The sequence below is a fragment of the Pseudomonas petroselini genome (assembly GCF_045037875.1).
Lineage (GTDB): Bacteria > Pseudomonadota > Gammaproteobacteria > Pseudomonadales > Pseudomonadaceae > Aquipseudomonas > Aquipseudomonas petroselini.
Genome location: NZ_CP173614.1, coordinates 6,304,028 through 6,324,071, shown reverse-complemented (window position 1 = coordinate 6,324,071; position 20,044 = coordinate 6,304,028). Strand labels below are relative to the sequence as shown.

The window sequence follows — 20,044 nt, the reverse complement described above, 5'->3', positions numbered from 1 at the left end:
TGGTATCCGATTCATTCCCGCTAGAATGACCGCACATTTTTTTCTGGAGGTGGCCAATGCAGGCTCTCGACGCTTTGCTCAACCGTGTTTCCGTGCCGCGCCTGCTGGAACCGGCACCGACCCAGGAGCAGCGCGACGTGCTGTTCGCCGCCGCCATGCGTGCACCCGATCACGGCCAGCTGCGCCCTTGGCGTTTCCTGACGGTTGAAGGGGCTGCCCGTGAGCAGATGGGCACGTTGCTGGCCGAGGCTGCGCGCCTGCAAGACGCGGACGCACCGCAAGCCGCCATCGACAAGGCCCAGAACGGCCCGCTGCGTGCGCCGCTGGTGGTGGTGGTGATTGCCCGTCTGCAGGAACACTTCAAGGTGCCCAAGTCCGAACAACGGCTGGCCGCCGCCTGCGCGGCGCACGGCATCCTGCTGGCCGCGTATGCCCAGGGCATTGGTGCGGTGTGGCGCACCGGCGAACTGTCCTACTCGGCCCACGTCGCCAAAGGCCTTGGGCTGACGGCGGATGAGGAAGTGATTGGCTTCCTCTATTTGGGTACACCACAAAACCCGCCGCGCACGGCGGCTAAGGAAGATGTGGCGGCGTTCGTCCAGGCCTGGCAGGGTCTTTAGCCGTTCGTGGACCTAATGTGGGAGGGGGCTTGCCCCCGATAGCGGTGTGTCAGCTACAGATAAGTAGACTGATACTCTGCCATCGGGAGCAAGCCCCCTCCCACATTGCTCCTTTGGTGTTATTTAAACCTTGAACTGATCCATGAGTTTCATCTGCTGGCTGGCCAAGGCATTGAGTTGGCTGCTGATGGCCGCCGACTCAGTCGCCTGCCCGGTCAGGGTTTCGGTCACGGTGCGGATCGCCGAGACATTGCGGTTGACCTCTTCGGCCACCGCGCTTTGTTGTTCGGCGGCGCTGGCGATCTGCAGGTTCATGTCGCTGATCACGGTGACGGCATCGCTGATCTTGCCCAGCGCCTGCACCGCTTGATGGATCTGCCCTGCATTGCTCTGGGCCTGGCTTTGGCTCGAATGCATGGTGGCCACCACGCCACGGGTGCCGCTCTGGATGCGTTCGATCACCAGGCGGATTTCCTCCACCGAATCCTGGGTGCGCTTGGCCAGGTTGCGCACTTCGTCGGCCACCACCGCAAACCCACGGCCACTTTCCCCGGCGCGCGCCGCTTCGATGGCGGCGTTGAGGGCCAGCAGGTTGGTCTGCTCGGCAATGCTGCGGATCACTTCCAGCACTGAGCCGATCTGCTCGCTATTGACCGCCAGGGCTTCGACTTCCGTCACCGCCTTGCTGACTTCCTCGGCCAGGGTCGTGATATCCCGTGTGCTCTGTTCAATGATTTGCATGCCTTCGCGTGCCGATTGATCGGCACCGCGTGCCGCGTTGGCAGCATTCGAGGCGCTGTTGGCGACGTCGTGGGCGGTGGCGCTCATTTCATTGGACGCGGTGGCCACTTGGTCGATTTCGCGGAACTGCACCTGCATGCCTTCACTGGTCTGGCGCGCGATGGCGGAAGACTGGTCCGCCGTGCCCCGGGCTTCGGTGATGCTCTGCTTGATCTGGGCGATGGTCGGTTGCAGCTTGTCGAGGAAGCGGTTGAACCAGTTCACCAGTTCGCCCAGTTCATCTTTCTTTGCGTACGCCAGGCGTTGGGTGAGGTCGCCTTCGCCGCTGGCGATGTCCTTGAGCATGGCCGCCACGCCGTTGATCGGGCGGGTCACGCCGGTGGCGGTCAGCCAGATCAGCAGCAGGCCTAGCAGGCCGGCGGCAGCGGCCACCAGCAGTGCCTTGAGGGTGCCGGCCGCCTGGGCTTTATCGAGTACCCCTTGCAACGCGACGTTATCGGCCAGCATCACGGCTTTTGGCAGCTTGATCACCACGCCCCAGGATTTGGCCTCGGCAATCGGCTTGACCGGGTACACGGCGCGAATGGTGCCGTCCTGTTCGCGGATCATGCGGTTGTCGCTCGCCAACAGTTGCACGATTTCCTTGCCTTCGGCGCCGAGGGTGTCGATCAGGTTCTTGCCGACCTTCGCCGGCTCGCCGCTGTAGGCGGCAATTAAACCGGTGCTGGAGAGAATCTCCAAGTGTGCTGCGCCGTTGAACAGGTCCTTCTGTGCAGCGTCGGCGGTTGCTTGCAGGGCGGTGAGGGCGATGTCGACACCGACGACGCCGATGAGTTTGCCCTCCACGATCAGCGGCGAGGCGATGGTGGTCATCAATACCTTTTTGCCGGCCACCGTGTCTTCATACGGGTCCAGCAGGCAGGTATTGCGGGTGTCCCGTGGGCAGGTGTACCAGATGTTGTAGGGCGTACCGTTGAGGGTGAGGGTGGTCTTGTTCAGGTCTTCTTCGACCATGATGGTGTTCACGCCTTCGCCGCCGGCACGGCTCCAGTAGCTGGAGAAGCGCCCTTTTTCGTTGGAGACGCGCGCCTTGTCATCGACGAATTCGCTGTCCTTGCCGTCGAGGCCGTTGGGTTCGAATGACAGCCAGAAACCCAGCACTTTGCTGTTGCGATCAAACGTGGTTTTCAAGCTCTGGTTGATTTCTTCGCGCAGCGCGCCGGCTTCCAGGCCACGCTTGCTGGCCATGATGCGCAAATCCTTGATTTGGTCGGCCAGTGCGGTCAGCGCCATCAGGCTGTCACCGAAGGTTTTCTGCAACTGCACCGCCTGTTCGGCCGCCCTGGCTTGCAGCAGTTGTTCGACGCTGGCAGTGAGCATGCGCGAGCTTGAGTCGCTGACCAACTGATCATTCTGGGTGGTGTTGTAGATATTGATGCTGACGACCAGCGCGATCACCCCCAACAGGCAAAGACCGGACAGCAGCACAATTTTCAAGCGGATGGAGAGGGTGTTGAACATAGGTTCACTCACGAATGGACTCATGGGTATGCAAGCACCAGAGCCAAGTCCATTCAGCGCTATGTCTGAAACATCGGCGTCATAAATCAATACATGAGAGGCAGGCGATGAACGGCGCGCAAGCGCCTGTACGCGCCGTTATACGGGCTGTGCGAGCCGTTCGGGGCGTGACCAGATCCACAGGTTGCCCAAGCTCATCCCGGCAATCGCCAGGTAGATCGGCCAGCCGTGGTCGAGCATCACCAGCATCAGCGTGGCGCAGAGCAGCATGCTCACGGTGGCGCTGACCTTGGCCCGCCGGGCGATGATCTTGCCGTTGCGCCAGTTGGACAGGATCGGCCCGAACAGCCGATGGTTTTCCAGCCAGGCGCTGAGGCGCGGCGAGCTTTTGGTGGCGGCCCAGGCGGCCAGCAGGATGAATTCGGTGGTGGGCAAACCCGGTATGACAATCGCCACCAACCCGATGCCCAGGCTGACGTAGGCCAGCAGGCCGAAGAGGATCCGGGCGATTTTCGAGGTGGATGGGGTTTTGCGGGTCATGGTTTATTTGTAACGTCGCGAAGTGAGCGCCAACTGTGGGAGGGGGCAAGCCCCCTCCCACAGTTGATGGCATTTCAATCTGGAGGTCAGGCCAATTCAGGGGCGCTAGCGTACGCCTGTTCCAGCAATACGGTGAAGCGTACAAACGCGTCGATCGCGCCTTTTTCCACAGCAGCTTCTTCTTCGGCGGTGAATGGCAGGGCGTCGAGGGTGCGCGTGAAGCTTTTCCAGCCTTCGGCACGACCACCGGCCGGCTCACCCAGGTGGCGGGCACCGAAGGTTTCACTCAGGCCCAGGCCCACGGCGCGCTTGATCAGGAACGCGGCGCCCAGCTTGGAACCTTCTGACACAAACAGCCAGCCCAGGGCTTCGGCCTTGCTCGGGTTTTTCACGGCGCCGGCGACCGGTGCAGGCACGTCGGTGTCCAGGTCGCCCAGGTCCAGCTTGGCGGCTTCGGCGCGGCAGCGCTCGGCCAGGTCCGGCACGATATTGATCAGTTCGGCATCGTTGTACAGGGCCACCAGTTCCGATTGGAACAGGTATTGCGCCACCACGAAACGGGCGAAGTTGGCTTGGGTTTCAAACGGGGCATGAGCCTTCACCAGTGCGTCGAGCTTGGTGTGTGGCTCGTGGGTGATCTGGTTCAGGCGCTGGGAGCGCAGGCTTGGGCGTTCAGCGGTAGGGGAAGCGGTCATGAAAAAAGTCCTTGAGAAGGGAAGCGCCTGGGTGCCCGAAAGAGAGCTGTTATCAACTAGACGAACAAGAAGACGCGGCACAGTAAAAAATCCTCACCCCGGCGCTGAATAATTACGCCGGGGTGAGGCGGGTTTCATCAGATGTCCCAGATCACGTTGATCGCAAAGTTGCGACCTGGCTGGGTCAGGCGGTCGAGGTTGGCCGGGGAGGTCACACCGGCTTCGCCGACGCCGTCGTAGCTGCGCACGTCGTCCCAGTTCCAGTACTTCTTGTCGGTCAGGTTGTAGAGGCCGCCGTTGACGGTCACGTCGTGGGTGACCTTGTAGAAACCGGTCAGGTCGACGATGCCGAAGCCTGGGGTCTTGAACGGGGCACTGGTGGTGTTGCCGTCGGGCGAGAAGAACGTATTTTTGTCGACGCGGTTCTGTTTCTTGACCAGGGTCCAACTGACCAGGGCGCCATATTGCTCCTGGTCATAACCCAGGCCGAACACGCCCTTGAGTGGGTTGACACTGTTGAGCGGCTGGCCGGTTTCGTCGTTACGGCCGTAGGCGTAGGCCACGGCGCCCTGTGTATACAGACCCTGTGGTGCGCCGAAGGCGTCCAGGTTCATGCGGCCCTTGGCTTCAATGCCCTTGATGGTGGCGCGTTTGATGTTGAAGGGTCGGAAGATCGTGCCGGTCGGACTTACCGAGGTGTTGTCCTCGTCGATGAAGTCCTTGTACTTGTTGTAGAACACCGCGACATCGAAGTTGCCCGCGTCGAAGTTGCCGCGAATCCCGGTCTCGATGCCTTTGCTGGTTTCCGGCTTAAGGTCCGCGTTGGGCTCGACCACGTAACCTTGCTGGAGGTTTTCAAAGCGACCGTACAACGCCTTGGCCGACGGCGTGCGGAAGCCTTCGGCGTATTGGCCGAACCAGGTGTAGTGATCGGTCAGCGCGTAGGTCAGGCCGAATTTCGGCGAGACCCGGTGCCAGGTCTTGGTGCTGTCGTCGTGGGGGTAAATGCGGGTCGGGTCGGTAGCGTTGAGGAAGTCCTCGGTCAGCTTGGGCTTGAGCTGGGTGTAGTCGTAGCGAACGCTGGGCAGGAAGGTCCAGTTGTTCCAGGCGATCTGGTCCTGGGCAAACAGCGAGTAGGTGTTGATGGTCGGGTCCGGGAAGTCGCTGGCCTTGCGCACGCTGTCACCGGCCGAGGGGCTGGGTGCGCCGATGGCCGTGCAACCGCTGCCGACGGCCAGGCAGGTGGCGGCGCCTTCGCGCGAACCGGTGACTTTCTGCTGCTTGAGGGTGGTGCCGTACGTGACGTGGTGATCGGTTTCGCCGAGGCTGAACGCCTTGTCCAGCTGTGCGTCGAACACCCATTGCCGTTCTTGGTACAAGGTCTCGCGGGTACGTAAGACGCGGCGACTTGGCTGGTAGATTTCGGCCGTCGTCTGGTCGGTCTTGGCAATCTGGTAGTTGAGGCTGGTCTTGATGCGGTCGGCAATCGGCGACTCGAGGGCAATGCTGTTTTCCAGGCCGAAGCGTTCACGGGTAATGGTGTCGTTGCCGGTACGGGCACGGTACCAGTTCGAGACGAAGGGGCCGGCGTTGAACGGGCCGCCCACGGCGTTCTTGAGATTGGTGTCGCGATCATCCTTGTACTTTTCATACGTCAGGCCCAGGCGGTTGTCATCGCCGTAGTTCCAACCGAGCTTGGCCAGGATATTGGTCGTACGTGCGTCTTCCGGGTTGGCGCCGGTGCGGGCCAGGCCGGTGGCGTTGTTGCCGTCGTAGGACTCCATCTCGTGGCCATTGCGCTGGCTCAGGTGCAGCAAGCCGTCGACGTCCTGCACACGGCCGGCGACGGTGCCGGAGGTCAGCCAGCTTTCGTCGGCGGAGCTGTAGCCGGTCTTCAGGCGCGCGCCGACGTCCTGGCCGGGCTTGATGATGTCGTCCGGATCGAGGGTGAAGTAACTCACCGCGCCACCAATCGCGCTGCTGCCGTACAGGGCCGACGCCGGGCCGCGCAGGATCTCCACGCGCTTGACGATTTCCGGGTCGACGTAGTTGCGACGGGTCTTGGCGTAGGGGCCGTTGAAGAAGTTGTCCGGCACTTCCACGCCGTCCACCTGGGTGAGGATGCGGTCGCCGTCGATGCCGCGAATGTTGAAACCGGCGTTACCCGCACGGGTGCCGGCGCCGCCGACTGAAACGCCAGGCTCGTAGCGCACCAGTTCGCGAATGGTGTTGACGTTCTGGCGGTCCAGCGCTTCGCGCTCATGCACGCTGACGGTGCTCGGCACGCTGCTCACATCCTGCTCGTTACGGGTGGCGCTGATGGTCACCTGTTGCAGGTTGAGGGCGCCGCCCGCTGCGCGCTTTTCCAGGACGATGCTGTTGCTGCCCAGTTTGCGGTAGCTCAGGTTGGTCCCCACCAACAGCCGGTCCAGGGCTTTTTCCGGCGACAACGGGCCGCTTACGCCAGGGGACGATACACCCTGGCCCAGTTCCGCCGGCAGGCCGACTTGCCAGCCGGTCACGGCGGTAAAGGCGTTCAGTGCCGAAACCAGCGGCTGCTGCTCGATACTGAAGGTGTAATTGCCGTGGCTGCGCGGGGCAGGTTCGGCGGCGGTGGCGGTCATCACTGGCGCAGCGGCCAGCAGGATGGCTGCCGCCAGCAAGGACAGGACGGGCGAAGAGGACCGGCGGTTGAAACAAGAGGACATCGAGAGCGCTCCGGGGTACGAGTCTTATAGTTGCGAACTGAGACAAATAGGAATCAGTTGCATTGGCTAAGACGAGACGTACCACCGACAGCTATCGAGTAAAAATAATTCTCATTTAGTTCAAGATCACCAGCGCCGGGTATTCCGACAGCTTGGCCGAGGTGATGTGCGCCAGCGAACGCACCACGTCCAGGGGCTGGTCGAGGCGGTAATTGCCGGTGACGGCGACGCTGGCGAGTTGGTCGTTGGTGTTGACGATCCAGCCGGGGTAATAGCGACGCAGCTCGGCGAGCACTTCGCTCATCGGGCAGTTTTCGAAGATCAGCCGGCCTTGCACCCAGGCCAAGTCCTTGTTGGCGTCCAGTTTGGCGGGTTGGCCAAAGCCCTTGGGCCCGATGCGGATACTTTCACCGGCGCTCAGGCGCACACGGGCATCGTCGAAGGTATTGCTCAGGTCCACATCGCCGCGTTGCACTTGCACCTGCGCTTCGCCATTGAGGTAGCGCACGGCGAAGGCGGTATCGCGCACGCTGGCGCGTACGGGGCCGGCGTCGATCTCCAGGGGCAGGCCATGGCTGGGCACGACGTCGAAAAACGCTTCGCCCTGGTACAGGCGGGCGATGCGCTGGTGGTCCTTGATGCGGCTGGAAAACGCCGAGTTGGTGTTGAGCAGCACTTTGGAGCCATCGTCCAATTGCAGGCGCTGGCGTTCGCCCACCACGGTGAGGTGGTCGGCTTGCAGGCGTATCGGCAGGTTGCTGAAGCTGAACAGGCCGATCAACAACACGGCGGCAGTGGCCAGCGGTTTCCAATGCGGCTTGACCCGGCGCCAGGCGCTGGGTTTGCGCGGCGCGGCCAGTGCGACAGCAGCGCTGTGGACCGGCGCGCCACCCCAGGCGGCTTGGGCCTTGCCGAACGCGTGGACATGCGCGGGGTCGCTGGCCAGCCAGGCTTCGAATTCAGCCTGCTGCCCAGGCAGCGGGCACTGCAGGGCGATCAGCCAGTCGAGGGCTTGGTCCATAGCCGTGTCTTGCAACACCTCATGAGCCAGCTCATGGGGGCGCAGTTTATTCGGGTCCGTCACGGTGTTCCTCGGGTCTTCGTCACGTTCTATTCAACTTTCCTACAGCTTGGGTCGACGTTTCTGTCGGGAGAAGCTTAAGGCCGATCCAGCCGTTCGGCCACACCTACACAGATGGCCATGATCAATTTCAGTTCCTTTTGCACGGTGCTCAAGGACACTTCCAACTGATCGGCGATCTCCTGGTAACTGCAACCGTGCAGGCGGCTGAGGATGAAAATCTGCTGTTGGCGGGCGCTCAACTGGCCGAGGCTGACGCTCAGGGCTTCAAGCATCTGCTCGGCCTGAGTGGCGTCTTCGGGGGGGCTGATGGGCGCGGCGACGCTTTGCAGGACGTCCAGCGGAACATCTTCCTGCAGCGTACGGGCCTGGATCCTACGCGCGCGCAGATGATCCAGCGCGAGGTTGCGCGCAGTTTGATAGACGAAGGGCTCAAGGTGATCGATCGGCCGCTCACTGAGGGCCCGGGTGACGCGCAGGTAGGTTTCCTGCAACAGGTCCTCGGCGGTGCTGTGGTTATTCACCATCCGCTGCAAGGTGCGAAGCAGAATCACCCGTTGGGTGATAAAGACGTGGTTGAAGCGAGATTGGCTCACAGTGATACCAGACCGGTTTGCAGTTAATGATAATGCTTATCATAAACTCAAATGGCAAGTGGCTATTGCTGTGAGCCTGTATCGATCAAATGTGAGAGGAGGCAAGCCCCCTCCCACACAAGCCCTGCACAACTCAAATTATTCCGCGTTGCACAGCGCCAGGCAGTTATCCAGCATACGGTTCGAGAAGCCCCACTCGTTGTCATACCAGGCCAGCACTTTCAGCAATTTGCCGCTGACTTTGGTGTGATTGGCATCGAAGATCGACGACAGCGGGTTGTGGTTGAAGTCACTGGAAACCAGCGGCAGGGTGTTGTAGCCGAGGATCTTCGAGTGTTGGCTGGCTTCTTTCAGCAGCGCGTTGACTTCTTCGGCAGTGGCTTCTTTCTTCAACTGCACGGTGAGGTCCACCAGCGACACGTTGATCACCGGTACCCGCACGGCCATGCCGGTCAGCTTGCCCGCCAGTTCCGGCAGCACCAGGCCGACCGCTTCGGCGGCGCCGGTCTTGCTCGGGATCATGTTCTGGGTGGCCGAACGCGCGCGGTACGGGTCGGTGTGGTAGACATCGGTGAGGTTCTGGTCGTTGGTGTAGGCGTGAATCGTGGTCATCAAACCGCTTTCGATGCCCAACTCGCGGTGCAGCACCTGGGCGACCGGCGCCAGGCAGTTGGTGGTGCACGAGGCGTTGGAGATGATCTGGTGCGATTGACGCAAAATGTCATGGTTGACGCCGTAGACCACCGTGGCGTCCGCGCCCTTGGCCGGTGCCGAGATGATCACCTTGCGTGCGCCGGCGGTAATATGGGCGGCAGCCTTGTCACGGTCGGTGAACAGGCCGGTGCATTCAAACACCACGTCGATCTTGTGCGCGGCCCACGGCAGGTCGGCCGGGTTGCGGATGGCACTCACGGCAATCCGGTCACCATTGACGGTCAGGCTTTCCTGATCGTGGGCGACCTCTGCTTCGAAAGTGCCATGTACGGTGTCGTATTTGAGGAGATGGGCATTGATCGAACTGTCGCCCAGATCATTGATGGCGACGATCTGCAAATCCTGGCGGTAGCCTTGGGTATACAGTGCGCGCAGGACATTACGGCCGATACGGCCAAAACCATTGATTGCGATACGAAGAGTCATTGGAAAGTGCCTGTCGTCGATTTGTTGTAAGAATTACAAGATTATTCGCATAAAAATAGAAAACAAGCCTTTTTAGTGGCAATATTTTGTTCAATCTACAACGAGTGACCTGAATCAACTGGTCCGATGATCCAAACGACTCCCTGCCATCCCATGCGCTGCGGGCGTTTGATCAGCATAGACACTCAGGTCGCCACATCCGTTAGCCTGGAGTTCTACACATGCATCCCCGCGTCCTTGAGGTCACCGAACGGCTTATCGCCCGCAGCCGCGCCACCCGCGAGGCTTACCTTGCGCTCATTCGCGGCGCAGCCAGCGACGGTCCGATGCGCGGCAAGCTGCAATGCGCCAACTTCGCCCATGGCGTGGCCGGTTGCGGCACCGAAGACAAAAACAGCCTGCGCATGATGAATGCCGCCAACGTGGCAATTGTTTCTTCATATAACGACATGCTCTCGGCGCACCAGCCGTACGAACATTTCCCGGAACAGATCAAGAAAGCCCTGCGCGAAGTCGGCTCGGTCGGCCAGTTCGCCGGCGGCACCCCGGCGATGTGCGACGGCGTGACCCAGGGCGAGCCCGGCATGGAGCTGAGCCTGCTCAGCCGCGAAGTGATTGCCATGTCCACGGCGGTAGCGCTGTCCCACAACATGTTCGACGCCGCGCTGATGCTGGGCATCTGCGACAAGATCGTCCCCGGCCTGATGATGGGGGCGCTGCGCTACGGCCACCTGCCGATGATCTTCGTACCGGGCGGGCCAATGCCGTCGGGTATTTCCAACAAACAGAAGGCCGACGTGCGCCAGCGCTACGCCGAAGGCAAGGCCACCCGCGAAGAGCTGCTGGAATCGGAGATGAAGTCCTACCACAGCCCCGGCACCTGCACCTTCTACGGCACTGCCAACACCAACCAGCTGTTGATGGAAGTGATGGGCCTGCACTTGCCGGGCGCCTCGTTCGTCAACCCGTACACACCGCTGCGTGATGCGCTGACCCGCGAAGCCGCACACCAGGTCACGCGCCTGACCAAGGCCAACGGCAACTTCACGCCGATCGGCGAGATCGTCGACGAGAAATCCATCGTCAACTCGATCATCGCGCTCAATGCCACCGGCGGGTCCACCAACCACACCCTGCACATGCCGGCCATCGCGATGTCGGCAGGCATCATCCTCACCTGGGACGACATGGCCGACCTCTCCGAGGTGGTGCCGACCCTGTCCCACGTGTATCCAAACGGCAAGGCCGACATCAACCACTTCCAGGCGGCGGGCGGCATGTCGTTCCTGATCCGCGAATTGCTCGAAGCCGGCCTGCTCCATGAAGACGTCAACACCGTGGCCGGCAAGGGCCTGAGCCGTTACACCCAGGAACCGTTCCTGGTCGACGGCGAGCTGATCTGGCGCGACGGCCCCATCGAAAGCCTCGACGAAACCATCCTGCGCCCCGTGGCCCGTGCGTTCTCGCCCGAAGGCGGCTTGCGCGTGATGGAAGGCAACCTTGGCCGTGGCGTGATGAAAGTCTCGGCCGTGGCGCCGGAGCACCAGATCGTCGAAGCTCCTGCCGTGGTGTTCCAGGATCAGCAGGACCTGGCTGACGCCTTCAAGGCCGGGCAACTGGAAAAAGACTTTGTCGCGGTCATGCGCTTCCAGGGCCCACGGTCCAACGGCATGCCCGAATTGCACAAGATGACGCCGTTCCTTGGCGTGCTGCAGGACCGCGGCTTCAAGGTCGCGCTGGTAACAGACGGGCGGATGTCCGGCGCGTCGGGTAAGATCCCCGCCGCGATTCACGTCAACCCCGAAGCCCAGAGCGGCGGGCCACTGGCGCGCGTGCGCGATGGCGATATCATTCGCGTGGATGGCGTGAAGGGCACCTTGGAGCTTAAGGTGGACGCCGAAGAGTTTGCAGCGCGCGCGCCTGCCACGGGCCTGTTGGGCAATAACGTGGGGGCCGGTCGCGAGCTGTTTGCATTTATGCGCATGGCCGCAAGCTCCGCAGAGCAGGGCGCCAGCGCCTTTACCTCTGCCTTGGAGACGCTTAAGTGAAGTTAGCGCTGGTCGGTGACATCGGGGGCACCAATGCCCGTTTTGCGTTGTGGCGGGATCAGGAACTGCATTCGATCCGTGTGCATGCCACCGCGGATCACACGAGTCCTGAAGAGGCGATCAAGGTCTACCTCAACGAGGAAGGCCTGGAAATCGGGGACATCGGCGCGGTGTGCCTGTCAGTCGCCGGGCCAGTGAGCGGGGATGAATTTAAATTCACCAACAATCACTGGCGCCTGAGCAAGACTGCCTTCTGCAAAACCCTGCAAGTGGATGAACTGCTGCTGGTCAATGACTTCTCGGCCATGGCCCTGGGCATGACCCGTCTCAAGCCCGACGAATTCCGCGTGGTCTGCGCAGGCACGCCGGAGCCGTTGCGCCCGGCGGTGGTGATCGGCCCGGGCACCGGCCTGGGTGTCGGTACGTTGCTGGACCTCGGCGCTGGCCGCTTTGCGGCGTTGCCGGGGGAGGGCGGGCATGTCGATTTGCCGCTGAGCAGCCCACGGGAAACCCAGTTGTGGCAGCACATCTACAGCGAGATCGGCCACGTCAGTGCGGAAACCGCGTTGAGCGGTGCCGGGTTGCCGCGTCTGTACCGGGCGATTTGTGCGGTTGATGGCCACGCACCGGTCCTGGAAACGCCCGAGGCCATCACGGCCGCCGGCCTGGCCGGTGACCCGGTGGCGATGGAAGTATTGGACCAGTTCAGCATCTGGCTGGGCCGCGTCGCAGGCAACAATGTGCTGACCACCGGTGGACGCGCAGGTGTGTATATCGTGGGCGGGGTGATACCGAGGTTTGCCGACTTCTTTATCCACAGTGGCTTTGCCAAGAGCTTCAGTGACAAAGGCTGCATGAGCGACTACTTCAAGGGCATTCCGGTGTGGTTGGTGACGGCGCCGTATTCCGGGTTGACCGGGGCGGGTGTGGCGCTCGAACAGGCTTTTGCATAGGCAGTGATGGCCCTGTCGGGGGCAAGCCCCGTCCCACATTTTGATGTGTGAATACATTCAAAGTGTGGGAGGGGGCTTGCCCTCGATGAGGCCATCAAGTACACCGATAACAACAAGGAGGACCCCGTGAGCGTAATCAGTAAATCGATTCTCCTCGTCGACGACGACCAGGAAATCCGCGAATTGCTGCAGACCTACCTCAGTCGCGCCGGCTTCCAGGTGCGTGGCGTGCCGGATGGCGCGGGGTTCCGCCAGGCGATGAACGAGGCGCCCTGCGACCTGGTCATCCTTGATGTGATGTTGCCGGACGAAGACGGTTTCAGCCTCTGCCGCTGGATCCGCCAGCACCCGCGCCAGGCGCAGGTGCCGATCATCATGCTCACCGCCAGTTCCGACGAGGCCGACCGCGTGATCGGCCTGGAGCTGGGCGCCGATGACTACATCGGCAAGCCTTTCAGCCCCCGCGAGCTGCAGGCGCGGATCAAGGCCTTGTTGCGCCGTTGCCAGTTCGGCCAGGAGCGCAGCAGTGGCGGCGATGTGCTGGTGTTTGATGAGTGGCGCCTGGATATGATCAGCCACCGCCTGTTCCACGTGGATGGCGAAGAGGTGATCCTCTCCGGCGCCGACTTTGCCCTGCTCAAATTATTTCTCGACCACCCGCAACAGATCCTCGACCGCGACACCATCGGCAACGCCACCCGTGGCCGCGACCTGATGCCGCTGGACCGTATCGTCGACATGGCCGTCAGCCGCCTGCGCCAACGCCTGCGCGATACCGAAAAACCGCCGAGGCTGATCCGTACGGTGCGCGGCAGTGGGTATCAACTGGCAGCCAGCGTGGTTGCCGGCAATGCCCACTGAACCATTGACCGAGCGCCGTCGGCGCTTCCCGGTGCCGCGCTCGCTGTTGGGGCGCATGCTGCTGCTGACGCTGCTGGCCGTGTTGTTTGCCCAGGCGCTGTCCAGTGTGATCTGGGTGTCGCAGTTGCGTGCCACCCAGCTCGAAGGGCTGGTCACCAGCGCCCGCAGCCTGGCGCATTCGATGACCGCCAGCGTGAGTTACTTCCGTTCGTTGCCGGTGGCGTATCGGCCGTTGGTGCTGGACCAATTGCGCAGCATGGGCGGCACGCGTTTTGTGGTGACCCTCAATGATCGTCCGCTGGACATGGCCATCCTGCCGCAGACCCCGCGTAAACAGGCGGTGCTCGAGGCGGTGGACGAGGTGTTGAAACAAACCCTCGGCGCCGATGTGCACATGTCGGTGGAGTTCGTCAGCGCCGAAGACCTGCGTATCTTCAACGCCGGCCTGAAACTCGATGAACTGCCGCGCTCCTGGGCGCACTACGCCCTGACCCTGGAACCGGTGAACCCGCCGGTGCTGGTCACCCAGATCCAACTCGCCCAGGGCGAATGGCTGTACATCGCCTCGCTGTTGCCCGAGCCCTACACCAGCCTTGAAGAACAAGGCCTGCCGTCCCAGCAAGTGTGGTTTATCGTGCTGACCAGCGGTTTCCTGCTGCTGTTTATCGGGTTGCTGGTGCACTGGCAGAGCCGGCCGCTCAAGCGCCTGGCGCGGGCGGCGCGGGACATGTCCCTGGGGGCCGATGTTGAGCCGGTGGCCGAAGGCGGCGGCAGCGAAGTGGTGGAAGTAGGGCGTGCGTTCAATGCCATGCGCGAGCGCATCAGCCGCTACCTGACCGAACGCAGCCAATTGTTCAGTGCGATCTCCCACGACTTGCGCACGCCGATCACCCGCCTGCGCCTGCGCGTGGAATTGCTTGAAGACGAAAACCTGCAAGCCAAGTTTGGCCGCGACCTGGATGAGTTGGAGTTGCTGGTGAAGGGCGCGCTGCAATGTGTGAAAGACACCGATATCCACGAAAACATCGAGCCGGTCGACCTCAACCACGTGCTCGACTGCCTGGTGGAGCCGTATCTGGCGCCTAACGGAAATGGCCGCGTGACTCAACATGGCCGCGCCCTGACCACTTATCCGGGCAAGCCGCTGGCGCTCAAGCGTTGCATCGGCAACTTGATCGACAACGCCTTGAAGTACGGGCAGAACGCGCATTTGCACATCGAGGACGATGGCGCGGAGTTCATCCTGCACGTGGATGACGAAGGCCCCGGCGTGCCGGAGCAGCGGTTGGAGCAGGTGTTCGAACCGCACTTCCGCCTGGCCGGGCAGCAGCAGGGTTACGGCTTGGGCTTGGGGATAGCGCGCAACATTGCGCATAGCCATGGCGGCGAAGTGAGTTTGCAGAATCTGCGCGAGGGTGGGTTGCGGGTGACCCTGCAACTACCGCGCGGCTTAGACTGAACACAAGCGGTCAACGTGTGGGAGGGGGCTTGCCCCCGATGACAGTATGTCAGTCAGCTTAGTCTGTAGCTGACCCACCGCAATCGAGGGCAAGCCCCCTCCCACATTTTGATCTTCATTGGGTCAGATGCTCTGGCGCAACCGCGCCAGGTCACGCAACGGCGGCGCCCCAAACAATCGGCTGTATTCCCGGCTGAACTGCGACGGGCTTTCATACCCCACGCGATACCCCGCCGCCGACGCTTCCAACCCTTCGGCAATCATCAATCGCCGGGCCTCCTGCAAGCGCAGTTGCTTCTGATATTGCAGCGGACTCATGGCGGTGATTGCTTTGAAGCGGTGGTGCAAGGTCGAGACGCTCAGGTTCACTTCCTTGGCCAGGTCATCGATGCGCAGCGGTTGTTCGTAGTTGCCATTCAACCACTTGATCGCCTGGCTGACGCGATGGCTCTGACTGTTGGCCACGGCAATTTCATACAGCCGATAACCCTGCGGGCCCCGCAACAGGCGATAGAGAATTTCCCGGTTGATCAATGGCGCGAGCATGGCGATGTCTTTGGGCGTATCGAGTAGGCGCGCCAGGCGCAGCACGGCGTCGAGCAATTGGGTGTCGATACGGTCCACGTACATGCCACGGGAGGTTGGACGCGTCGGCACGCCCATCGGGCCGGCTTCGGCAATCAAGGCGGTGAGCTGGGCCGGGTCGATGTTGATGCGTACCGACAGGTTCGGGTCTTGCGGGGTGGCATCAATGATCCGCCCGGCCACTGGCATGGCCACCGAAAAGACTAAATAGTTGAGCGGGTCGTAGGCGAAGATTTCGTCAGCCAGGCGCACTTCCTTGCTGCCGCTGGCCAGAATGCACAGGGCCGGCTCGACCAGTACCGGCATGAAGTCGCGCGGCGTGTTGTGGCGGTTCAGGTACAGCGTCGTGATGGCCGTGCCGTAGGAGCCTTCTTCCCAGGTATGCCGGTGCACGATACTGGCCAGCTCGGCGCGCTGTTTTTCCATCTCGGCATCGAGGGGGATGGATTTGGATTCGGGCGACGGCATGGGGCGTCCTCTACAGGCTGCGGTGATGGGGGCAAGCTTAGCGGCGACGGTTCAAACAGTGTTACGTCGATTCTGCACAATCCTTGCCTGATCCTGCGCCATATCGTGAATCAGGCAAGCAGCGGGCCTGTCATCTCCCTGAAACACGGCGTTTGTCCGTGGAATAAAGCCCTGGGCCGAACGTCCTCTCTACGCTTCTCGCAGGATTGTGCAATAAGCCGGCAGGAATCGACTAACCGCGTGCTCACCCGCGCCGTTATCTTTGATCCTGTGGCAACACACCCTCACAGTGCTTGCCGAGCATCACTTCTCAACGGGAGAGTCGAACATGTCCACCCCCATTCCCGCGAGCCATATGGCCTTTATCCGCGCCCGCACCGGGTGCAGCACCGAACTCGGTGCACGCTTGAGCAGTTTGATCGAACCGGGCCGCCAGGCTCAGGGTTGCCTGCAATTCTCGTTGCAGCATTCCCAGGTCGACCCTGATGTCTGGCTGATCTCCGGTTTCTGGAGCAGCGAGCAGGCGATGAGCGCCTACTTCGACTCTCCGGCCCTGATGATCTTTACCGAGCTGTTGAACGACATGGTCGTGCGCAGCATGGACTTCCAGACCTTCACCGATGCATCCGCCGCGAATGCCTACGGCGAGTACCTGCAACTCGCCGGCTGATCAGGTTTAGAATGGCCGACTTTCCATTGGCCAGGACCTGCAACATGGCACGTAAACAATTTGCCCACCACGAAGCCGTATCCGCCGTAGTACCGGGTGAAGGTGGCTACAGCGCCGCCGTCGCCGTCAAGGCACTGGATGGCATGGGCGCACCGAAGTTTCACAAGATCCTTGATGGACAGACGTTCAAGACCGCTTCCGACGCCGACGATGCAGCGACGGTGCAATTGGAGCGATTGGTCGATGTGGACGAAGACGGTCAACTGACCTGGGCAGCCGCCGCAAACTAAACCACACGTGGGAGGGGGCTTGCTCCCGATAGCGGTGTATCAGCTAAAGGTTTGCTGATTGACCCCCTGCTATCGGGAGCAAGCCCCCTCCCACAGTGTTGACGGCATTTTCAGTCAGGGTTTGGTGGCGCCTGGCCGGTACATCTTGAACAGCGCCTCCGGCCCCAACTGGAAGTAATCCGCCGGGCCACCACCGCGCAAAATCGGCTCGGCGGCGGCGGTGTCGTAGACCCCATCCTTGAGCAGCCACTTGGCGATGTGCACCGCGACCACCTCGCCCAGCACCAGCCAACTCGGCACCAACGCCTTGTCCGCACGTTGCAACTGGATGATCTGCGTCACCTTGCACTCGAACGACACCGGGCTCTCGCCCACCCGTGGCACGCCAACGATCTTGGAAGCCACCGGCGTCAGGCCGGACAACTCGAACTCGTTGACCTCGGGGGAAACGGCGGCGCAACTCTGGTTCATCTGCTCGGCCAGCGGGCGGGTCGCCAGGTTCCACACAAACTCGCCGGTCTGTTCGATGTTGTTCAGGCTGTCTTTGCGCCCGACACTGGAAAACCCGATGATCGGCGGAATGTAGTTGAACGCATTGAAGAAGCTGTAGGGCGCCAGGTTCAGGCGGCCTTCACTGTCGTGTGACGAAATCCAGCCGATCGGCCGTGGCCCGACGATGGCATTGAACGGGTCATGGGGCAGGCCGTGGCCGTTGGCGGGTTCGTAGAAGTGGATATCGTCGGACATGGCCGGGTTCCTGCTGTTGGCTTCGTTGAGGTGGCCATACTGCAACCCAAGGCGGCTAATTTCCATCGGCGATATGGAATTTTCATTCCTCGCCCACCTATTTTTCACAGTTCCCCGTTCAGTCTGCGCCCAAGGTCGACACCCCCATAAGACTGAACCTTGGAGCCTTCTACCGCATGAACAAACTTCCTCAGATCACCCTCGCGTTCTGGGTCATGAAAATCTGCGCAACCACCCTGGGCGAAACCGCCGGGGATTTGCTGTCGATGACGCTGAATGTCGGTTATGCCATCAGCTCAATGATCCTGATCAGCGTGTTCCTGGTCACCTTGGTGACGCAACTCTGGTCCAAAACCTACAACCCCGTGCTCTACTGGATCGTGATCCTGTCTACCAGCACCGCCGGCACTACGATGTCGGACTTCATGGACCGCACCCTCGGCCTGGGCTACGCCACGGGGTCGATGATCCTGATTGTGATCCTGATGATCATCTTTGCCGTGTGGCACCTCAGTGGTGACTCGCTGAACGTGAACAAGGTGCAGACCTTCCGAGGTGAGTTGTTCTACTGGATGGCGATCCTGTTCTCCAACACCTTGGGCACGGCCTTGGGCGATTTCCTCGCGGACGATTCGGGGCTTGGTTTTGCCGGTGGCGCCTTGTTGATCGGCTCGACCATCGCCGCGGTGGTGGCGCTCAAGTACTTCACCCGGATCTCGTCGGTGCTGTTGTTCTGGGTGGCGTTTGTGTTGACGCGGCCATTCGGCGCAACACTGGGGGACTTTCTCACCAAGCCCCATGAAAAGGGCGGATTGGACTTTGGCACGGTGGGGTCGTCGGCGGTGTTGGCGGGTGTGTTGCTGGTGATGATTGTGGCTGCATCGTATGCGCAGCGGCGGTATGGGCAGCGTGAGGTTGCGGAACTGTCCTGATCTCACAAAAAAGGGCTGTGTCATCTGCTGACACAGCCCTTTTTGCAGGACTGGCGAAGCGTTAGTCAGTGGTGATACGTGAATGCTTGCGCGTGTCCTTCATGGTCACGTAGACCACCAGCGACACCGCGATGCATGCGGTCACATACCAGTAGTAGCCGGTCTCCATGCCGATGCTCTTGAACCACAGCGCGATGTATTCAGCGGTACCGCCGAAGATCGACACCGTCAGCGCATACGGCAGGCCCACGCCCAGGGCGCGGATTTCGGTCGGGAACAGTTCGGCTTTCACCACGGCGTTGATCGAGGTGTAGCCGCTGACGATGATCAGCGCAGCCATGATCAGGAAGAACGCGCCCCACCAGGACTGGATGGTGTGCAGGGTGGTGAGGATCGGCACGGTGAACAGCGTGCCGAGGATACCGAAGGCGATCAGGATCGGCCGACGGCCTACCTTGTCCGACAGCCCACCGACGATCGGTTGCAGGCACATGAACAGGAACAGCGTCGCCGCCGAGATGGTGGTGGAGTCGGAAATGCTCATGCCGACGGTGTTCACCAGGTATTTCTGCATGTAGGTGGTGTAGGTGTAGAACGCCAGCGTACCGCCCATGGTCAGGCCGACCACGGTCAGCAGTTCCTTGGGGTGGCGCATCAAGGTGCGCATGGCGCTTTCCTTGGCTTTTTCCTTTTTGGTGAACGACTCGGTTTCTTCCATGCCGCGACGCAGGTACAGCGCGACCACCGCACACAGGGCGCCGATGGCGAACGGGATACGCCAGCCCCAGGCATACAGTTGCTCGGTGGTCAGCACTTGTTGCAGCACGATCAGTACCGCCAGGGCGATGAGCTGGCCGGAGATCAGGGTCACGTACTGGAAGCTGGAGTAGAAACCGCGACGTTCCTTGGTCGCCATCTCGCTGAGGTAAGTGGCGGAGGTGCCGTATTCGCCGCCGACCGACAGGCCCTGCAGCAAACGGGCAAATACCAGCAGGATCGGCGCACCGATACCGATAATTTCATAGCCTGGGCTCAGGGCAATCAGCAGCGAGCCGAAGCACATCAGGTAGACGGAGGCCATCAAGGCCTTTTTACGTCCGACTTTGTCGGCATACAGGCCCATCAGCCAGCCACCGATCGGGCGCATCAGGAAGCCCACGGCGAAGATCGCGGCGGTGTTGAGCAGTTGGGCGGTGGTGTCGCCTTTCGGGAAGAAGGCTTTGGCGAAGTACAGCGAGAAAGCGGCGTAGACGTACCAGTCGTACCACTCGACCATGTTGCCGACCGATCCGCTGAAAATCGATTTGATCCGGCTGGACGTGGTGCGCTCTTTCGCCGGCGCAGCCGCCGACCCCAGAGGCAGGGAGTTGGAGTTATCCATTGAAGGAT

At 61.5% G+C, this 20,044-nt stretch carries 18 protein-coding genes; 8 read left to right on the top strand and 10 right to left on the bottom strand.

All coding sequences use genetic code 11. The features are described from left to right. The first annotated feature begins 56 nt into the window (after positions 1-56). The gene (locus tag ACI512_RS29205; protein ID WP_015885665.1) at positions 57-620 is read left to right on the top strand and encodes an NAD(P)H nitroreductase; all 564 of its coding nucleotides are present in this window, start codon (positions 57-59) and stop codon (positions 618-620) included. Positions 621-743: 123 nt separating this feature from the next. On the opposite strand, the gene ACI512_RS29200 is transcribed toward ACI512_RS29205, so the two are convergent. The 7 genes from ACI512_RS29200 to gap all read right to left on the bottom strand — a co-directional run bounded on the left by ACI512_RS29200 (position 744) and on the right by gap (position 9,642). After that, complete coding sequence (locus ACI512_RS29200) at positions 744-2,882, bottom strand: methyl-accepting chemotaxis protein (RefSeq protein WP_405121922.1); 2,139 nt, start codon at positions 2,880-2,882, stop codon at positions 744-746. Between the two features lie 138 nt (positions 2,883-3,020). Further along, the gene (locus tag ACI512_RS29195; RefSeq protein ID WP_015885663.1) at positions 3,021-3,422 is read right to left on the bottom strand and encodes a YbaN family protein; all 402 of its coding nucleotides are present in this window, start codon (positions 3,420-3,422) and stop codon (positions 3,021-3,023) included. Between the two features lie 86 nt (positions 3,423-3,508). Then, positions 3,509-4,117, bottom strand: coding sequence for a biliverdin-producing heme oxygenase (locus tag ACI512_RS29190; RefSeq protein WP_231808075.1), 609 nt, complete (start codon positions 4,115-4,117; stop codon positions 3,509-3,511). A gap of 137 nt (positions 4,118-4,254) precedes the next feature. Beyond that, positions 4,255-6,825 (bottom strand): TonB-dependent receptor, encoded by a 2,571-nt coding sequence (locus tag ACI512_RS29185; protein ID WP_405121448.1) that lies wholly within the window; start codon positions 6,823-6,825, stop codon positions 4,255-4,257. 115 nt (positions 6,826-6,940) lie between these two features. Further along, the gene (locus tag ACI512_RS29180) at positions 6,941-7,909 is read right to left on the bottom strand and encodes a FecR domain-containing protein (RefSeq protein ID WP_064054594.1); all 969 of its coding nucleotides are present in this window, start codon (positions 7,907-7,909) and stop codon (positions 6,941-6,943) included. Positions 7,910-7,983: 74 nt separating this feature from the next. Further along, positions 7,984-8,502: an RNA polymerase sigma factor gene (locus tag ACI512_RS29175; RefSeq protein WP_236382148.1), complete on the bottom strand. Its 519-nt coding sequence runs from the start codon at positions 8,500-8,502 to the stop codon at positions 7,984-7,986. Positions 8,503-8,640: 138 nt separating this feature from the next. Beyond that, positions 8,641-9,642 (bottom strand): type I glyceraldehyde-3-phosphate dehydrogenase, encoded by a 1,002-nt coding sequence (gene gap, locus ACI512_RS29170; RefSeq protein ID WP_015885658.1) that lies wholly within the window; start codon positions 9,640-9,642, stop codon positions 8,641-8,643. A gap of 221 nt (positions 9,643-9,863) precedes the next feature. Between gap and edd the strand changes: the two genes are divergently transcribed. The 4 genes from edd (at position 9,864) to ACI512_RS29150 (ending at position 14,963) form a co-directional block, all read left to right on the top strand. After that, on the top strand, positions 9,864-11,690 hold the full coding sequence (edd, locus tag ACI512_RS29165) for a phosphogluconate dehydratase (RefSeq protein ID WP_015885657.1): 1,827 nt from the start codon (positions 9,864-9,866) through the stop codon (positions 11,688-11,690). Continuing rightward, positions 11,687-12,643 carry a glucokinase gene (locus ACI512_RS29160; RefSeq protein ID WP_236382144.1) on the top strand — a complete coding sequence of 319 codons (957 nt, stop codon included), beginning with the start codon at positions 11,687-11,689 and terminating at the stop codon, positions 12,641-12,643. The genes edd and ACI512_RS29160 overlap by 4 nt, the downstream gene beginning before the upstream one ends. 126 nt (positions 12,644-12,769) lie before the next feature. Then, a complete protein-coding gene (locus tag ACI512_RS29155) occupies positions 12,770-13,504 on the top strand; it encodes a response regulator (RefSeq protein ID WP_015885655.1) in 735 nt (244 codons plus the stop codon). Positions 13,505-13,535: 31 nt separating this feature from the next. Continuing rightward, complete coding sequence (locus ACI512_RS29150) at positions 13,536-14,963, top strand: ATP-binding protein (protein WP_015885654.1); 1,428 nt, start codon at positions 13,536-13,538, stop codon at positions 14,961-14,963. Between the two features lie 123 nt (positions 14,964-15,086). Here the strand turns inward: ACI512_RS29150 and ACI512_RS29145 are convergent, their stop codons facing one another. Beyond that, positions 15,087-16,016: an AraC family transcriptional regulator gene (locus ACI512_RS29145; protein ID WP_015885653.1), complete on the bottom strand. Its 930-nt coding sequence runs from the start codon at positions 16,014-16,016 to the stop codon at positions 15,087-15,089. A 328-nt stretch (positions 16,017-16,344) separates the two neighbouring features. Between ACI512_RS29145 and ACI512_RS29140 the strand changes: the two genes are divergently transcribed. Both ACI512_RS29140 and ACI512_RS29135 read left to right on the top strand, forming a co-directional pair. Then, a complete protein-coding gene (locus ACI512_RS29140) occupies positions 16,345-16,686 on the top strand; it encodes an antibiotic biosynthesis monooxygenase family protein (protein ID WP_064054598.1) in 342 nt (113 codons plus the stop codon). 44 nt (positions 16,687-16,730) lie between these two features. After that, the gene (locus tag ACI512_RS29135; RefSeq protein ID WP_043205829.1) at positions 16,731-16,976 is read left to right on the top strand and encodes a hypothetical protein; all 246 of its coding nucleotides are present in this window, start codon (positions 16,731-16,733) and stop codon (positions 16,974-16,976) included. Positions 16,977-17,090: 114 nt separating this feature from the next. On the opposite strand, the gene ACI512_RS29130 is transcribed toward ACI512_RS29135, so the two are convergent. Beyond that, positions 17,091-17,723 carry a flavin reductase family protein gene (locus ACI512_RS29130; RefSeq protein ID WP_015885650.1) on the bottom strand — a complete coding sequence of 211 codons (633 nt, stop codon included), beginning with the start codon at positions 17,721-17,723 and terminating at the stop codon, positions 17,091-17,093. 176 nt (positions 17,724-17,899) lie between these two features. Here ACI512_RS29130 and ACI512_RS29125 point away from each other — a divergent pair, with 176 nt between their 5' ends. After that, entirely contained in the window at positions 17,900-18,655 is a 756-nt protein-coding gene (locus ACI512_RS29125; RefSeq protein WP_093543218.1) for a hypothetical protein, read from the top strand. Positions 18,656-18,716: 61 nt separating this feature from the next. Here ACI512_RS29125 and ACI512_RS29120 read toward each other — a convergent pair whose 3' ends face one another. Next, on the bottom strand, positions 18,717-20,036 hold the full coding sequence (locus ACI512_RS29120) for an MFS transporter (RefSeq protein WP_015885648.1): 1,320 nt from the start codon (positions 20,034-20,036) through the stop codon (positions 18,717-18,719). Between the last annotated feature and the right edge of the window lie 8 nt (positions 20,037-20,044).

What these genes read in the sequence shown, in the direction of transcription:
- ACI512_RS29205 (WP_015885665.1), top strand. Translation starts at nt 57, where the DNA reads ATGCAGGCTCTCGACGCTTTGCTCAACCGTGTTTCCGTGCCGCGCCTG.
- ACI512_RS29200 (WP_405121922.1), bottom strand. Translation starts at nt 2,882, where the DNA reads ATGTTCAACACCCTCTCCATCCGCTTGAAAATTGTGCTGCTGTCCGGT.
- ACI512_RS29195 (WP_015885663.1), bottom strand. Translation starts at nt 3,422, where the DNA reads ATGACCCGCAAAACCCCATCCACCTCGAAAATCGCCCGGATCCTCTTC.
- ACI512_RS29190 (WP_231808075.1), bottom strand. Translation starts at nt 4,117, where the DNA reads ATGACCGCTTCCCCTACCGCTGAACGCCCAAGCCTGCGCTCCCAGCGC.
- ACI512_RS29185 (WP_405121448.1), bottom strand. Translation starts at nt 6,825, where the DNA reads ATGTCCTCTTGTTTCAACCGCCGGTCCTCTTCGCCCGTCCTGTCCTTG.
- gap (WP_015885658.1), bottom strand. Translation starts at nt 9,642, where the DNA reads ATGACTCTTCGTATCGCAATCAATGGTTTTGGCCGTATCGGCCGTAAT.
- edd (WP_015885657.1), top strand. Translation starts at nt 9,864, where the DNA reads ATGCATCCCCGCGTCCTTGAGGTCACCGAACGGCTTATCGCCCGCAGC.
- ACI512_RS29145 (WP_015885653.1), bottom strand. Translation starts at nt 16,016, where the DNA reads ATGCCGTCGCCCGAATCCAAATCCATCCCCCTCGATGCCGAGATGGAA.
- ACI512_RS29140 (WP_064054598.1), top strand. Translation starts at nt 16,345, where the DNA reads ATGTCCACCCCCATTCCCGCGAGCCATATGGCCTTTATCCGCGCCCGC.
- ACI512_RS29135 (WP_043205829.1), top strand. Translation starts at nt 16,731, where the DNA reads ATGGCACGTAAACAATTTGCCCACCACGAAGCCGTATCCGCCGTAGTA.
- ACI512_RS29130 (WP_015885650.1), bottom strand. Translation starts at nt 17,723, where the DNA reads ATGTCCGACGATATCCACTTCTACGAACCCGCCAACGGCCACGGCCTG.
- ACI512_RS29125 (WP_093543218.1), top strand. Translation starts at nt 17,900, where the DNA reads ATGAACAAACTTCCTCAGATCACCCTCGCGTTCTGGGTCATGAAAATC.
- ACI512_RS29120 (WP_015885648.1), bottom strand. Translation starts at nt 20,036, where the DNA reads ATGGATAACTCCAACTCCCTGCCTCTGGGGTCGGCGGCTGCGCCGGCG.